This window comes from Parapedobacter sp. ISTM3, from assembly GCF_016533505.1.
Lineage (GTDB): Bacteria > Bacteroidota > Bacteroidia > Sphingobacteriales > Sphingobacteriaceae > Parapedobacter > Parapedobacter luteus.
In genome coordinates this window covers 247991-264513 of sequence record NZ_JAENGN010000006.1, presented here as the reverse complement: position 1 = coordinate 264513, position 16523 = coordinate 247991, and the positions used below count along the sequence as shown (strand labels likewise).

The 16523-nt window shown below is 51.7% G+C and carries 12 protein-coding genes; 2 read left to right on the top strand and 10 right to left on the bottom strand.

What is annotated here, in order from left to right:
* Positions 1 to 2: 2 nt before the first annotated feature.
* From JHJ32_RS10860 to JHJ32_RS10825, 8 genes are read right to left on the bottom strand one after another with little or no spacing between them, the layout of a single operon-like run.
* Entirely contained in the window at positions 3 to 1664 is a 1662-nt protein-coding gene (locus JHJ32_RS10860) for a M1 family metallopeptidase (protein WP_200120972.1), read from the bottom strand.
* 13 nt (positions 1665 to 1677) lie between these two features.
* Complete coding sequence (locus JHJ32_RS10855; RefSeq protein ID WP_370584505.1) at positions 1678 to 3873, bottom strand: S9 family peptidase; 2196 nt, start codon at positions 3871 to 3873, stop codon at positions 1678 to 1680.
* Between the two features lie 32 nt (positions 3874 to 3905).
* Positions 3906 to 5303, bottom strand: coding sequence for an aminopeptidase P family protein (locus tag JHJ32_RS10850; RefSeq protein ID WP_200120971.1), 1398 nt, complete (start codon positions 5301 to 5303; stop codon positions 3906 to 3908).
* 25 nt (positions 5304 to 5328) lie between these two features.
* Entirely contained in the window at positions 5329 to 7005 is a 1677-nt protein-coding gene (locus JHJ32_RS10845; RefSeq protein ID WP_200120970.1) for a helix-hairpin-helix domain-containing protein, read from the bottom strand.
* Positions 7006 to 7057: 52 nt separating this feature from the next.
* Entirely contained in the window at positions 7058 to 8380 is a 1323-nt protein-coding gene (locus JHJ32_RS10840; RefSeq protein ID WP_079715966.1) for an NAD(P)/FAD-dependent oxidoreductase, read from the bottom strand.
* A gap of 51 nt (positions 8381 to 8431) precedes the next feature.
* Positions 8432 to 8758: a 2Fe-2S iron-sulfur cluster-binding protein gene (locus JHJ32_RS10835; protein ID WP_200120969.1), complete on the bottom strand. Its 327-nt coding sequence runs from the start codon at positions 8756 to 8758 to the stop codon at positions 8432 to 8434.
* 11 nt (positions 8759 to 8769) lie between these two features.
* On the bottom strand, positions 8770 to 9819 hold the full coding sequence (locus JHJ32_RS10830; RefSeq protein ID WP_200120968.1) for an NAD(P)/FAD-dependent oxidoreductase: 1050 nt from the start codon (positions 9817 to 9819) through the stop codon (positions 8770 to 8772).
* A complete protein-coding gene (locus JHJ32_RS10825; RefSeq protein ID WP_079715964.1) occupies positions 9800 to 10255 on the bottom strand; it encodes a MarR family winged helix-turn-helix transcriptional regulator in 456 nt (151 codons plus the stop codon). The genes JHJ32_RS10830 and JHJ32_RS10825 overlap by 20 nt, the downstream gene beginning before the upstream one ends.
* A gap of 257 nt (positions 10256 to 10512) precedes the next feature.
* On the opposite strand from JHJ32_RS10825, the gene JHJ32_RS23015 reads away from it, so the two are divergent.
* Positions 10513 to 11004, top strand: coding sequence for a dicarboxylate/amino acid:cation symporter (locus tag JHJ32_RS23015; protein ID WP_200120967.1), 492 nt, complete (start codon positions 10513 to 10515; stop codon positions 11002 to 11004).
* A 35-nt stretch (positions 11005 to 11039) separates the two neighbouring features.
* Positions 11040 to 11804 carry a dicarboxylate/amino acid:cation symporter gene (locus JHJ32_RS23010; RefSeq protein ID WP_255539747.1) on the top strand — a complete coding sequence of 255 codons (765 nt, stop codon included), beginning with the start codon at positions 11040 to 11042 and terminating at the stop codon, positions 11802 to 11804.
* Between the two features lie 18 nt (positions 11805 to 11822).
* Here JHJ32_RS23010 and JHJ32_RS10810 read toward each other — a convergent pair whose 3' ends face one another.
* The gene (locus tag JHJ32_RS10810; RefSeq protein ID WP_200120965.1) at positions 11823 to 13133 is read right to left on the bottom strand and encodes a dicarboxylate/amino acid:cation symporter; all 1311 of its coding nucleotides are present in this window, start codon (positions 13131 to 13133) and stop codon (positions 11823 to 11825) included.
* 351 nt (positions 13134 to 13484) lie between these two features.
* On the bottom strand, positions 13485 to 16496 hold the full coding sequence (secDF, locus tag JHJ32_RS10805; protein WP_200120964.1) for a protein translocase subunit SecDF: 3012 nt from the start codon (positions 16494 to 16496) through the stop codon (positions 13485 to 13487).
* Between the last annotated feature and the right edge of the window lie 27 nt (positions 16497 to 16523).

Here is a 16523-nt window from a genome sequence, read left to right as displayed (position 1 = left end):
TTTTACTCGTTGACCAGTACGCCAACATAGAAGTTGAAGGTGTCGACTTCCAGGTTGCTGCGCGTAAGTCCCGGGATGCTGACCGGTGTGAGCTGCCTCGTGGGTTGGATAAACTGGTACTTGCTCCCTTTGGTACGTATTCGTATGGGCATATTGAACGCTGGTTCATCGGCAATCCAACGGCAGAACACCTTGCCGTCCGGATTGAAATAAAATTCCAACGTCGGAATATTGGCATGGCGTACATATTGGGCATAGACGCTGGATAGGTCCCTGCCGGCATGTTTGCTGATGTAATCCACGATGTCACCGTAATCCACCGTACGGTGATAAAACTGCTTGTTGAGTCCACGGAGAATCTGTCGCCACTTTTCGTCGTCATCGATGATGGTACGCACCATGTTGTGTAGTACGCCTCCCTTGTTGTACATATCGCCCGATCCTTCATGGTTGACATGATAGGTGCCAATAATGGGAGCGAGGTTCTGGATACCCCGGCGATTGCCATGGACGTATTCCTGACCGGCCCGTTTGCCAAAATGATAGTCGATATAGAGCGATTCGGAATAGTTCGTAAAGCTCTCGTGTATCCACATATCGGCGATATCGCTTGCAGTGATGTTGTTGCCGAACCATTCATGACCGGATTCGTGGATGATGATGAAATCCCATTTATTGCCCCAACCGGTGCCGGAACCGTCGCGGCCGAGGTAACCGTTTTGGTATTTGTTGCCATAGGCAACCGCACTTTGATGTTCCATGCCCAGGTGGGCGGTCTCAACCAGCTTGTACCCATCTTCATAAAACGGGTAAGGACCGAACCAGTGCTCGAAGGCGCGAAGCATGGGCTTCACATTGGCGCGGAAGTGTGGCTTGGCTTTCGCTTCGTTTTCGCGAAGTACCCAATAGTCAAGATCGAGCACGCCGTTTTCGCCATGGAAGGTATCGGCGAAATGCACGTAATCCCCGATATTGACCGCTACGTTATAATTATTGATGGGGTTGCTTACAAACCAATTGAAGCGGGTATAACCATCGCCGAGGTCTTCCCGGCCTCGGAACCGGCCGTTTGAAACGTTCGTGAGCCCCTGGGGCACGCTGATGCTGATGAGCATGCTGTCTACCTCGTCGGACTGGTGGTCTTTATTGGGCCACCATACGCTTGCTCCCAACCCTTGGCAGGCCGTCGCTATCCAATGTTTGCCGTTGCTGTCTTTCTTGAAGTCAAAGCCACCATCCCAGGGTGCGCGTTTGGCCTGTACGGGATGGCCTGAATAGTGTACGACGAACGAGTCGATCCGCCCTTTGGCTACGGCAGCGGGGAAGTCAATAAAGACGGCGTTGTACTCCCGCTTGAAGGGGAGCTCCTGGCCATTGTACATCACGCTGTCGATGCGTAAGTTGTCGAACAGGTCAAACTGCAGCCGGGAGAAGTCTTCCACGGCGGTGAAGCGGAACAAGTTGGACCCACTGATATGACGCGCATCGGGATCAACTTTGACATCGAGGTGGTAGTAGCTGATGTCATAGCAAGTACGCAAAGGCGTGAGCTGACCACGCAAGGAGTCGGCTCGTCCAAACAACTGATTGGCCGGCACAAACAGTTGCGCGGCGGCCGTTACGGTTACGCATAGCAAGCAAACAAGGATAAGTGATGGCTTCATATCGTCGATATTTTTACCGTCCGCCGGGCGGGCAATGCTGTTTCAGAAAATTGGTATATAGCGTGGAGAGGTGCTCGGTGGTTCCCTCCCCCTCGTTGATGGCGTGGCTGCGGTTGGGGTAGGGCATGAATGAAAACTGCTTGTTGTGCTTAATGAGCTCATTGAGGAGCAGTTCTGCATTTTGGTAATGGACATTGTCGTCGCCCGTGCCGTGGATATACAGTAGCTGACCACGGAGATTCCGCGCGTGGGTCACCGGCGATCCTTGGACGAAGGGCGCAGGGTCCTCCTGGGGAACGCCCATGTAACGTTCCTGGTAAATGTTGTCATACATCAGCTGGTTGCCGACTGCCGCCACGGCGATGCCGGTCTGGTAAATTTCGGGGTGTTGAAAAAGCAGGTTGAGCGTAGACGAACCGCCGCCACTCCATCCCCATACCGCTACCCTGGAGGAATCGACGAAGGGCCATTTTAGGATTTCCTTAGCGGCCATGGCCTGATCACGGATATTCAGGATACCGATGTTTTTATAGATGGCCTTGCGCCATGCACGCCCCTTGGGTGCTGGTGTACCCCGGTTTTCTACCGAGATGTAAAGGTAGCCATCGGCCGCCATATCGCCTTTGTAAAGCCGGTTGGTGCCAACCCCATAGGTGTCTGAAACGGTCTGCCCTGCAGGTTCGCCATAGACGTAAAAGACCACCGGGTATTTTTTGGTGGGATCGAAGGCCTTGGGCTTGACCATCCAGCCATCCATTTCAACGCCATCTGCCGTGGTCACTGAAAAAAATTCGGCTCTCCGCTCATCCGGGGGGAGTTCATGATAGTGTCCTTCGGCCAGTGTTCTGTGGTCTGGCAGGCTGATCACATGACCGCGGCTAATGGCGGCATGGCTGCTGTATTGATGCAGCGCAAGTTTGCCGTTGGGGGAGATGGTGTAGTGGTGCGTGCCGTCCTGACCTTCCGGAGTAATCCGATCGGGAGGTCCACCGGCAAGCTTTACGCGGTACAGGTATTGTTGCGTGGCGTTTCCGGGCGATGCTGAAAAATAGATATAGCCATTCGCTTCGTCAATCCGGGTAATGGCGATCACATCGTAATCGCCCGGGGTGATGAGTTGTTCACGGCCTTGCCGATCGATACGGTAGAGGTGACGCCAACCGTCTTTCTCACTCACCCAGATAAACGCTTTCCCGTCTGCTATCCATTCCCATCCCGAAGGATCGTCGTTGTTCCACCGCCCTTTGACGTCTATCCAGGCTTCGTCCGATTCCTGGTAAATCCGCGTACACCGGCCATTTGCGGCATCGGCGAGGTAAAGGTTGCTTTCCTGCTGCTTGCGGTTGAGTTGCTGAATGATAAGTTCATCGCTGTTGGCCGCCCACTCCATGCGGGGCAGGTAATGTTGCACCGGGTCGCCGGGAATGTCCATCTTCACGGTGCGGCCGCTGGCTACATCAACCACTGCGATGGCGGCGCCGCTTGGCGCTTCGCCAACCTTGGGGTATTCCACGGGAATGGTGTAGGAATACGCGGAGTCGGTGTTGTTGATCATCAGGAAATTGCGGATGGTGCGGGCATCGATGGTCCAAAAGGCGATTTTTTTGCCGTCCGGCGACCAGCGGAAGCCATCGCGGCAGCCGAACTCCTCTTCATACGCCCAGTCAAAAGTGCCGTGAATGATGCGGTCGGTGCCATCCTGCGTCAAGGGCGTGATGGTGCTGCCGCTGACGTTTTCTACATAAAGGTTGTGGCCGCTCACGTAGGCCACCTGCTTGCCATCGGGCGAAAATTTGGCGTACATCAGGGACGAGCGCGGCAAACTTCTGCCCAATTGCCTGAGCGTTTTATCCTGCCGGTTGAATACCCAATAATCGCCACGGGTATCGTAGCGCCATACGCGTTTGGTATTGGTGTTGATGAGGATATGGCTTCTATCCAACGAAAACGCAAAGCGCCTTACGGCAAGGGGGGCGGCGCTATCCACCGGAGTGAGGTCGGCTCTTGAGGCCAGGATGACCTGTTGCCGGGGATTAACCACGGCTTCTTCGATAATTTCGCCCTGCTCAAGCCGAATTATTCCGTTGCCATCGGCAGACCATTGTATCTGCTGCCCGAACTGGGCATTGGCAACCTGGTATATGCATAACGCGAGTGCGAACGCGGTATACCATACACGTATGATCGTCTTTCTTGAGTTATTCATCATAGCTGTCTTAACTTGCATTGTTCCGGGCGCCCTCAAAAAGCCCCGCCCCGGATGGCTTCAATCTCCGGGATGGTTTTAGCGAGGGGTTTTCCCAATATCCGGTATCCGGTTTCAGTAATGACCACATTATCCTCAATACGGATGCCGCCGAACCGTCTGAACGCTTCCACATTCTGGTAATGTATGAACTGCGGAAATCGGTTTGCCGCCTTCCACTGATCGATCAATTCGGGAATAAAATAAAGTCCCGGTTCCACCGTCAGCACGTAACCGGCTTGCAATGCCTTGCCAAGCCGCAGGGATTTCAGCCCGAACGTCGTGGTGTCTTTGAGGAGTGTAGCCGTGTAACCCACGTGCTGTTCGCCGAGGTCTTCCATATCGTGCACGTCAAGCCCCAGCATGTGGCCCGTGCCGCACTGGAAAAACAGCGTGTGCGCTCCGGCAGCGACGGCCTCTTCGGTATCGCCGTGCATCAGTCCCAGTGCTTTCAGTCCTTCGACAAGCGTCCGGCATGACAGGAAGTGGATATCAAGGTACCGGACGCCGGGTTTGAGGGCGTCGGTAGCGGTTTGCAGTGCTTGGAGCACCACCTCGTAGGCTTCTTTTTGTACGGCCGTGAATTGTTTTCCGGCCGGAAACGTACGTGTGAGGTCACCGGCGTACCCCATGGCCGTCTCAGCGCCCGAATCGTTGAGCACCAACTGCCCTTCGGCCAGGATATTGCCGTGGTAATGATTGTGCAATATCTCGCCACGAACGGTGAGGATGGTGGGGTAGGCCAGGCTGCCACCGGCCTTTTGTGCCGTGTATTGTACGCTGGCCGCCAGTTCGTTCTCGGACATACCTGGCCGGGCCACCGCCATGGCGGCCAGGTGCATGGCCACGCTGATGTCTACCGCTTTCTCGATTTCGCCAATTTCATCCGCTGATTTGACGGAGCGCTGCGCAACCACGGCACGGATGAGTTCCACGGAGGCCGCCTGCAGGACATCCGGATCCGGTATCGCCAGAAGGCGGGATAATGCCAAGTGGTTTTCGGCCCGGTAGGGCGGAAGGAAATGGATAGGGCGGCGCCCCTGTTGCGCTTTTTGGATGACCTGCGGCAAAGTGCTGAGCGGCAAGACATCGCTGATGCCCGCTTTTTCGGCTTTTTCCTGCAACGTTTCCTGCCTGCCCATCCAGATGATGTCATCCATACTCAACTCGTCGCCGAAGAGCGTTGTCCGGTCGCCGTCGACATCGATGATCGCGGTCAGACGCGGCGATTGAATACCGAGGTAATAGAGAAATGTGCTATCCTGCCGGAACGGATAGGCATTATCCTTAAAATTGATGGGGCTTTCGCCGTTGCCCAGAAGCAAGATGATTCCTCCCGAAACCTGTTTCGACAGGGTCGCTCTGCGTGCGATATAGGTTTGTTTGCTGAACATGTGATGGTCAAAACTAATAAAAGATTTATTTCCGTCGCTCAAAATACCGCGTAATTTCGGATAAAGAAAATGTATTCAGGCAATTGCCGGCAACTAACCCTCCTTTGCGTGCCATGTATACGCCATACTGCATATCTGAAAAGCCGCTATTTCGATGGGCATCTGGATTGATAGCCAACAGTGCGCCTTGTTCGACCGCATACCGGTGCCAGCGCCAATCGAGGTCCAGCCGCAATGGATTGGCGTTGATTTCGATGACGACCCCGTTGGCTGCACAGGCGTCGATGACGCGTTTGTAGTCAATGGGATAGCCCGATCGGCTGAGCAAGAGGCGACCTGTGGGGTGCCCCAGGATGGTTGTATACGGGTTTTCGATGGCACGGATCAGCCGGGTGGTGGCCTTTTGGACATCCATGTGGAGATTGGAGTGGACCGAGGCAACCACGAAGTCAAAGCCTGCAAGGATCTCATCCGGGTAATCCAATGAACCATCCCCAAGGATATCCGACTCAATACCTTTAAAAATATGGAATGGGGCGAGAAGTGCATTGAGCGCATCGATTTCTGCCCATTGCTCCTGCACGCGGTCAATCGTCAGTCCTTTGGCATAGACGGCGGTCTTGGAGTGATCACATATGCCGAGGTATTCAAGCCGTAGCTCGTCGCGGCAATATAGCGCCATCTCTTCCAGTGTATTGACGCCATCGCTGTACGTGCTGTGGTTGTGCAGCGTCCCCCGGAGGTCCGCATAAGAAATGAGCCGGGGAATAGCGTTTGCACGGGCCAGCGCGACTTCATTAGTGCCCTCACGGAGCTCCGGCTCGATGTATTGCAGGCCGATGGAGCGATAGATGGCTTCTTCGGAATCAAATTCGGGCAACTGCGCTTCCACCAAGCGCTCATCCAATTGTTGCAAGTGGCCGTCGGACCCTGTGGTAATGAGCAATTGGCGATAAAATGAGGAGGGATCGGCAGGGATGAAGCGGAACGTGACGCCGATGTCGTTTTTGGCTTCAAGAAGCGAAGCGTTTTCCGGGGGGTGGATGGCCAGCGCAGCCACCTTCGTGACAGCTTCGACCAACTCCGTCATGGAGGCTTCCACGATGATGTCCACGGTTTTGACCACTTCGCATTTCCGCCGGAAATCACCTGTATAAGCTATTTTCCGGCCGTTGGGTAATAAATCGTGCAACAGCGTAATGATATCGTCGGCGAGCTTTTCAACATGGGCATACAGAAACCATCCCTGATTGGCAATGGAAAACTCGATCGCCCGCTTGATTTCCTCCTGCGTTTTCAAGCCGAAACCCTTAGCTTCTGCCAGGCGGTTCTCGTTGCACGCATAGTACAATTCGCCGGTGTTTTCGATGCCCAGCACCTGCCAAATGATCTGGATTTTCTTGGGCCCAAGCCCTTTGATGTCCAGCAGTTCCAGGACCCCGGCCGGTGTCGCGGCAAGCAGGCTGTCCAGCTCGGGAAATGTACCTGTATTGAGCAGCGACTCAATTTTCTGGGCCGTGCGCTGACCGATGCCGGGAACTTCGCCAAGGCGTTCAATGGTCTGGGGGGAGATCACGAAAGGCAGTTTATCAAGCTTGAAAGCGGCAGCGGCAATGGCTTTGGTTCGGAAAGGGTTTTCCCCATGGAGCTCCATAAGCTGTGCGTACCGCCTAATGGTCTTTGCGATAGTCTTGTTGTCCATCGGGGCAAATTAACGATTTCTCGCAAAGACAACAACGTTTTTCATGGAAAAACTAACGGTGTGCCTCGTTCACTTCCTTGACCTCCGCCACAGGTTTTGGCGGGCGCCGGTATTTATGGATGATAAGCCGTATGCCAGCGTTAAACGTGAGGTAGTTAATTGCCCAGTTGATGAAGGTCACTACCCGGTTGCGGAATCCTACGAGCGACATGAGGTGGACAAACATCCATATCCACCACGCGAAAAAACCCTGGAACCGGATTTTCCCGATATCGACGACCGCTTTATTCCGGCCGATTGTAGCCATCGAGCCTTTATCAAAATACTTGAATTTTTCAGTGGGCTGATTGTTCAGCAACCGCACGATGTTTTTGGCAACAAACCGCCCTTGTTGCTGCGCTACGGGCGCCACGCCGGGATGGCCGCGGGGCAGCTCATCGGTAATCATCGCCGCCACGTCGCCGATGGCAAATACATCATTCATGCCGATAACCCGGCATTCCTCATCAACGCGGATGCGATTTCCGCGTACGACAAGATCTTGACTGATGCCAGCCGGGAACTGTCCCATGACGCCCGCAGACCAAAGTACGGTCTTGGTTTGTATACGTTTGCCGTCGGCAAACGTAATGACCTCGCCGTCGTACCCGGTTACTTGGACATTCAGCAAGACCTTTACGCCGAGTTCTTTGAGGTACAACTCGGCTTTTTCGGATGCCTGGGGAGATAAGTTGGCCAGTATTTTGGATAATCCCTCAACGAGGTAGACATTCATGTCTTCCTTTTTGAGCTCGGGGTAGTCTTTTGAAAGAATATGGTTGCGGATTTCGGCAATGGCTCCGGAGAGTTCGACACCGGTGGGTCCGCCCCCTACGACGACGAAGTTGAGGAAAGGAGCCCGTTCTGCGGGGTTGGTTTTCAGGAGCGACTCCTCAATATTCTGGAGCAAAAAACTCCGGATATTGACTGCCTCCCGCACGCTTTTCATCGGCATTGCATAATATTCCAAATCCTTGTTGCCAAAGAAATTGGTCGTGGCCCCTGTGGCAATGACCAGGTAATCGTAGGCGATGGGACCGATGTCGGTGTTCAGCAACTTCCGTTCACCGTCGATGCTTTGTACATCTGCAATCCGGAAGGTAAAGTTTTCCTGTTTTCTGAACATCTTGCGCAGTGGAAAAGCGATGGACGGCGCATCCAGGGTACCCGTCGCCACTTGATACAGCAGCGGCTGGAAGGTATGGTGGTTGTTCCGGTCCAAGAGCAGGACTTCGACTTCCTTATTCTTAAGTTTTTTGGCTACTTCGATTCCACCGAACCCACCACCTATGATGACAACCCGCGGGAATTTACTATCGGTATGTTGCGTTTTCATGTATGTGTTTGTTAAGAAAACTCATCTATTACTATTGAACGGATGGCAACGTTAATTGTTTCCGGATACACGTATTTTTAGTCCATCCAACGATGCGGTCAGCCGAATCTGGCACGACAGCCGGCTATGGTCGTCGGCATCGGGCAAGGTATCCAGCATGTCTAACTCGGCTTCTGTGCGCGGTTCGAGTTTTTCCTGGCCTGCTAACACCTGGACATGGCAGGTGGCACAAAGCGCCATTCCCCCGCAGGTAGCCAGAATAGGGTACTCAGAAGCCTTAAGGACTTCCATCAAGCTTAAATTGATGCCATCGGGAATTTCCAGTTGCCGGACCTCCCCGTGCTGGTCTTCTACCGTGATACGAATTGTTTCTTCCATTTCGTTGTCAATCAAAAAGCGTTTACACCGTTGACGGTGGTATACTTGAAGCTTAGTTTCTCGGCAGGGTGCACATATTTGAATGCACTTTGCGCCATCAGTGCCGCCTCATGGAATCCACAAAGGATAAGCTTAAGTTTGCCGGGGTACGTATTGATGTCGCCGATGGCATAGATGCGTTCGACGCCGGTGGAGTAGTCTGCCGTGTCTACAGCGATGGCCGATTTGTCTATGGACAACCCCCAGTGCGCTATTGGGCCCAGTTTGGGACTTAAGCCGAATAACGGAATGAGTGCGTCGGTTTCGAGCATGGTTTCCTTCTTTTCTTTATCCACGATGCCAACGTGGGTCAGCACGCCGTTGCCGTCGACACGGCGAAGGTTGCTATGTAGCAGCAACCTTATTTTTCCGCGTTCGGCGAGGGAGAAAACTTTTTCAGCGGAATCGGGGGCTCCACGGAAACTGTCGCTGCGGTGTACCAGCGTCACCTCCTTGGCTACATCACTCAGAAAAACCGTCCAATCAAGCGCTGAATCTCCACCTCCTGCAATAACTACCCGCTTGTCGCGGTAATGTTCTGGATTTTTCACCATATAACTGACCCCTTTGCCCTCAAACTCGGCCAGCCGGGGTATTTCAGGCTTGCGGGGCTCAAAGGAACCCAGACCGCCGGCAATGACCACCACCTGGGCATGGATGACCGTCTGTTCATTGCTTATGACGTAGTACGATCCGTCGGCCTGCCGCTCCAAAGCCTCTACACGCTCGCCCAACGTAAAGGACGGATGAAAGGGCTTTATCTGCTCCATGAGGTTATCAATGAGCTCCTGTGCATTGATAGTGGGATAGCCGGGAATGTCGTATATCGGTTTATGGGGATAGATCTCGGACAATTGCCCGCCGATCTGGGGTAATGCGTCAATGAGGTGGCACCGCATTTTGAGCAGGCCGGCTTCGAATACGGCGAATAGTCCTACCGGACCGGCACCAATGATGCAGATGTCGGTTGTAATGTTGTTATTGGCCTTCAGGCTTTGGCTGTCAGCCTTTGATGCTTGCATTTCCATTATCGATTTCCAAATTTGTATATATCGTGTTCAATATGCGCTTTAGATGTTCGAAATCCGCTTCGTTTAAATTCTTCCACGCCTGCATGCGGATTTCGTTGACACTGTTGGACAACGCCTCGACTTTTTGCTCGCCGGCTGCCGTGAGGTGAACGACGAAACTCCTTCGGTCCATCGGATGGGGGCGGCGCTCAACCAACTTCTTACCGACCAGCAAATCCACGATGCGCGTAAGGGTGGGCTGGTCTTTGCCGCAGTACTCGGCGAGCTCCTTCTGCGATAAATCGGCCTGCCGCTTGAGATTCTTCAATATCGCCCATTGGTCTACCGTGATGCCAAATTGGCGGCAATTGAATTGGTATTGCGCGTACTGCTTGACACGCCGCGCTGTGCGGTCCAAAAGAAAAGAATAGGCGTTGTATTGCTCCATTAGCACAATAATAATTAGTGTGACAAATATAAGGAATTTTGATGAATTTACCGTCGATCCGGAGGGGTAATTTTTTGGTCTGCCAGCTGTTTCACCGGGGCCATTTTTTGATATATCCTAACTTCTGCAGGCTGCGTTTTTTTCGCCATTACCGTAAAAACCTCTTGATAATCCTTTCAAAGTCGATCAAAACAAGTACTTTTGGTCGCTACAGATAACTTGTTTACCACAAAACCGTATACGATTAAGGAAATTTCATGAAAGAGTTGGCTTTACATTGGAAAATATTGATTGGAATGATTTTAGGGCTGCTGTTTGGGTATGTGATGAAGGCGATGGGGCTGCAGGACGCGGTGGTCGATTGGATAAAGCCTTTCGGAACGATATTCATCAACATGTTGAAAATGATCGCCGTGCCGTTGGTGGCGGTTTCACTGATCGTTGGCTTGGCGGACCTGAAAGATATTTCAAAACTTTCCAAGCTGGGGGGGCGGACCATCCTCTTTTATTTGTTTACCACCGCCTGTGCCGTGTCGTTGGGCCTTTTGCTGGCAAACTTTATCAAACCGGGACGATTCATCAATGAGGTGTCAAGAGAACGGCTCTTGGCAGGGTTTGCCGGACAGGCCGACGAGAAAATCAAGTTGGCCGAAGCAACCAAGAACCAAGGCCCCCTGCAACCGATCGTAGATCTTGTGCCTGATAATTTTTTCGGTGCGCTGACCGATATGGCAGTTTACTGCAAGTGATTTTTTTCGTGATTTTGGTCGGTATCGGGCTTATCATGGTTGACGAACGCAAATCAAAACCGGTAGTGGACTTTTTCAAGGGACTTAACGACGTGATATTAAAAGTCATCGATATCGTCATGTTGTTTTCACCAATAGGCGTTTTTGCATTGATGGCAGCATTAATTGTTGAAATTCCGGATTACTCTACGTTGGGTGCGTTGGGAATTTACGGACTGACCGTTGTCTTAGGGCTGTTGTTGCTGATGTTTGCGTTTTATCCCACGGTGCTTTATGTTTTTGCGAAGGTGAAACCGGGACGATTTTTCAACGCCATTTCACCGGCGCAGTTGCTTGCGTTTTCGACGAGTTCGAGCGCTGCGACCTTGCCGGTCACAATGGAGCGGGTAACGGATCATTTAGGGGTTGACGACGAAGTATCGAGTTTTGTGTTGCCCCTCGGGGCTACGATCAATATGGACGGCACCGCGTTGTATCAGGCTGTGGCGGCTATCTTTATCGCACAGGCCATGCTTCCGGAGGCCTTGGGGCTGGAGACACAGCTGATGATCATCCTGACCACTGTCTTGGCTTCCATCGGTACGGCCGCGGTACCCAGTGCAGGCATTGTCATGCTGGTCATTGTGCTCGGACAGGCCGGCATTCCCGAGGCCGGTCTGGCGCTGATATTCGCGATAGACCGACCGTTGGATATGTGCCGCACGGTCACCAACGTGACAAGCGACGCGACCGTGGCAGCCGTGGTGGCCAAGTCGGTTGGCCTGCTACACGATCCGGATCGAATTGAAAAACATGATTAGCAACGAGTCCGCTGCGGTCTACTGGGGCTGCTGATGCTTCCGGGCATGTTTCGCTTCGACATGCTGAATGTAGGCTGCAGCCGTGATATCGCCATTGACATTGAGTGTCGTACGCGACATGTCCAGTATACGGTCGACACCATAAATAAGTGCGATAGCCTCACCCGGTACGCCTATGGATACGAGAATCGTGACAATTACCGGTAATGAACCGCCGGGAACACCTGCCGTACCGACGCCGGCCAATATGCAGAGCAGTACCACGGTAATCTGCGACCCCAGGGTCAGCTCCACATTGAAAACCTGAGCAAGGAAAAGTACCGTAATGCCTTCAAACAGCGCTGTTCCGTTTTGATTGCCTGTGCTTCCAATGGTCAGGACGAAGTGCGCAATGGGCTTAGGAATTTTCAGCTTTTCGACGCTTACCCGTATTGCCGTAGGCAAGGTGGCATTACTTGAACTGGTGGAGAATGCCGTGAGCGTCACCTCCCCGATGTCTTTCATGAATTGGACAGGATTGCGGTTGGCAAAATATTTCAGGATAATCGAATACACGACAAACTGGTGTATGGCCAACGCTCCCAGAACGATAAGCACGTACCAGAGTAAGGATATCAGGAAGTCCGCACCCACATTGAGCACCATATTGAAAAGGAGCGCCGCTACGCCATAGGGCGCCAAGGCCATCGCATAGCCGATGACTTTGATAACCACTTCATAGAGGCCTTCCAGAAACCGTTTCAACGTGGCCGTTTTTTCTTCACCAACAGCAGCCATGGCGACGCCAAAAATCAACGCGAAGAACATCACTGAAAGCAAACCACCTCCCGTGTGGTTTGAATTAAAGGCATTGACCATTTCGTCGAATGGATTTCGCGGTATAATCTGGGCCAGGATATCGCCGACCGTCCGTTCGTCTGCTTCAATGGCTTCGGCCTGGGCCTTGGCCTTTGCCGCTTCGGCTCCAAATTCACTGACCAGGTACTCCCTGGTGTCCGCTGAAATCGTTCCCCCGGGGTTGAATAGGTTGACCATGGTCACGCCAATCAATACCGCAATGAAACTGACAATGATGGTATAAACCAAGAGCTTGATGCCCATGCGCCCGAGCTTTTTTACGTCGCCGATTTCGGCGATACCTAAAATCAGTGCAGATAAGATGAGCGGGATGACCATCATGAAAATGAGGTTCATGAATATCCTGCCTATCGGTTCTACCCATTTTACGATGCTGTCCAGTGTTTCTTGAGGCAATCCAAGATTTTTGACAATTAATCCAGCTCCAATGCCGAATATCATCCCAATGAAAATCTTAGTGTGTAACTTCATTAATTGTTTGTTGAAAATTTGCGTAATTTAAAGTCAATACCGTGAGTAATAGCTTGTATGCTTGTTTTTTTACATGGAGTGTCTATCATCGCACGGGTCCAAGTATCCAAATCGGCATATATGTAACCGAAAATGCTATTGTTGGTTAGTGATTTGCCGCGACAAAGTTAAAAAAATGTGTCAAAAGACCTTGTTATTTGCCTAAATAATTCGCCCTCGTGGTGAAAACTCACTAAAAGCGTTACACTGAGAAAAAAGATCACTTCACCTCTTACCGAATGGCCGTAAATGAAAACAGGCTGTCGGTTACATTCCGACAGCCTGTTGTATAGTTTGGACAATGTCACCCGTCTATACTTTTGCGGTCCTTATCGTCGCGTTTTGTGCCGATTGTGCATCGGAAGCATCAGCGGTACTTGGTTTTTTCTGCAAGTCCACGATCAATGGTGCAGCCAAGCATATCGAAGAATAGGTGGCCACGATAATGCCTACCAAAATGGCAAATGAAAAACCTCTGATGACTTCACCGCCGAAGATGAATAAAATAGCCATGACAAAAATCACGGTCAGTGAGGTGACAATCGTACGGCTAAGGGTTTTGTTGATGGCTAAGTTTACCGTCTCGCTGATGTCCTCATTTTTGCGCTTTGACATACCAAGATATTCCCGTAACCGGTCAAATACAACCACAGTGTCGTTGACCGAGTAGGCGATCACCGTCAATATCGCTGCCACGAAATGCTGGTCGATATCCAACGAAAACGGAACGATACCGTCGAGCATCGAGAATAGGACGAGGATTACCAAGGCATCATGTATGGTTGGAATTGCCGCAGCCAAGCTGTACTGCCATTTACGGAAACGGATAAGAATGTACAGTGCGATGACAATAATCGAAAAGATGCCCGCATAGACGGCCCGCGATTTGATGTCATTGGCAATCGTGGGGCCTACTTTCTGCGAACTCAGTATCTCATAGCTATTCCCGTCGATTTTTGAAAGGCCTTCATTCAACTTGGCCAGCACTTCCTTGTCCGCCGCATCATCAGTGTCTTCGATGTGGTAGGTGGTCGTTACGCGTACCTGGTTGTCCGCGCCGTAAATTTTCACCTCAGTGGTCAGGCCAAAGGTCTGGTTGAGATTGCTCCGTACCTCTTCCAGATTGATTGGGTTTTCGTACCGCACGGTATAAGTCCTTCCTCCTTGAAAATCCACCCCTAAGCTGAATCCTTTGGTGAAGATGAAGATAAAGCCAATAACGATGAACAGCCCGGAAGCAAGGTATAGCTTCTTGCGGTTTTGCACGAATGCAAAGTTGGCATTCGTCAGCGTGTTGGCACTCCACGGATAGGATACTTTGATGTCCCAACCTTTATTCAACATCCAGTCAAATATGATGCGGGTGATGAAAATAGCCGTGAAGAGCGAGGTGATAATACCGATCATCAACGTGGTGGCAAAGCCCAGGATAGGCCCGCTGCCGAAGAAGAAGAGGATTACACCTACCAAAAACGTGGTGATTTGCGAGTCGAGTATCGATGGCATCGCATGCTTATAACCATCAGCGATGGCCTGTCGAACCGATTTTCCGAGCGCTAACTCTTCGCGGATACGCTCGTATATGAGTACGTTGGCATCCACGGCCGTGCCCAATGTCAATACGATACCGGCAATACCGGGAAGTGTCAATACGGCATTCAGCGAGGCCATAACCCCCATGAGGAAGAAGACGTTGAATATCACAGCGATATTTGCTACCCATCCGCCACGGTTATAGTAGAAAATCATGAATACCAATACGATGAGCAGCCCGATGATAGCCGAATTGATACCGGCGTCGATAGCCGCTTGACCCAATGTAGGTCCGACAACTGCTTCTTCAACGATTTTGGCTGTTGTAGGTAGACGGCCGGCTTTGAGCACGTTTGCCAAATCTTTGGTGTCTTCGATGGTAAAATTACCGGTGATTTGCGAAATGCCATTGGGGATTTCGCCCTGAACCGTAGGAGCGGAGTATACCACTCCGTCCAACACAATGGCGATGGCCTGTTTATTGTTGGGGTCAGCAGAAGCCGAGGCTGTGATTCTGCGCCATTCCCGCGCACCTTCGCTGTTCATGTACATCGTTACCATGGGACTGTTCGATTGCGGATCGAAATCGTCCTTGGCATCGGTAATCACATTGCCGCTCAGGATAGGTCCGGCATCTGCGCCACTGGGTTTAACTGCGTAGAGCTCGAGTTGTTCAGGCGTGCGTGGGCTTGGTTTTACGCCCCATAACAGCTGTACATTACCGGGGATTATCTGCTTTACGACCGGATGCGCGAGGTAGCGATTTACTTTGGCGGTATCCCGAAGCTGGGCATACCCCACAATGGGTCCTGGAGCCAATACAATCTGGTTGTTCGGCGCCATTGCGGTAGCCGGCCGCAAAATATTGAACAGCGGGTTTTGTTGCGCTAATTGGTTCTCTGAGGAGTCGGTGCTCACAGAGTCTTGGTTTGCGCCGAGGGTGGCCAACAGACCGGCATCTGTGCTGTCTGCCGTGGCCGTATCCGTTGTGCCTTGACCTGTCTTTTCGGTTTCTTTCAATGTTGCTGCCAGCGCGCTGTTGACATTCTCTAACATGGGGTATATCTCCATGTTGTCATAGGTCTGCCAAAATTCCAGCCTTGCGGAGCCCTGTAGCAGCTTGCGTACGCGGTCTTCATCGGTTACGCCGGGTAATTCGATGAGGATACGGTTGGTTCCCTGCTGCAATTGAATGTTGGGAGAAGTGACGCCGAATTTGTCAATACGGGTGCGGAGCACTTTAAACGAGTTGTCGATGGCATTGGTTGCCTCACGTTCGAGGAAGCTTGCCACCTGCGCATCCGTACTATTGGGTTTGACGTAGGCCGTGTTGTCCTTCGTAGCGAAGAAGCTTGCTAAAGGGGTATTGGGACTGAGTTTTTTGAACTCTTCAACGAAGAGGCTGACGTATCCATTTTGGCTGTTTTTGCTCCGGACGGTGGCATTTTCCAATGCTTTATTGAAATTTTCGTCCTTCGGGTTATTGGCCAGATTACGCACCAATTCCTGCAACGACACTTCCATGGTCACATTCATCCCGCCCTTCAAATCCAACCCCAATGCGATTTCATTTCCTTTGGCTTCGCGGTAGGTATAATTGGCAATACCCAGGTTGTATACTACTTCGCCGGCCATGGAATCTAAATATGCCTTCTCTTTCGTAATATCACCCTTGGCATATGCCACGGCATCCCGTTCTACCTTGCGGGTTACGAATGTGAATGACAGGGAATAGAGACACGCAATGGCGATCACTACTACCAAAAATTTAATCAGCCCTTTACCTTGCATTTTCTTGTGTTAACTTGTGTTAATCTG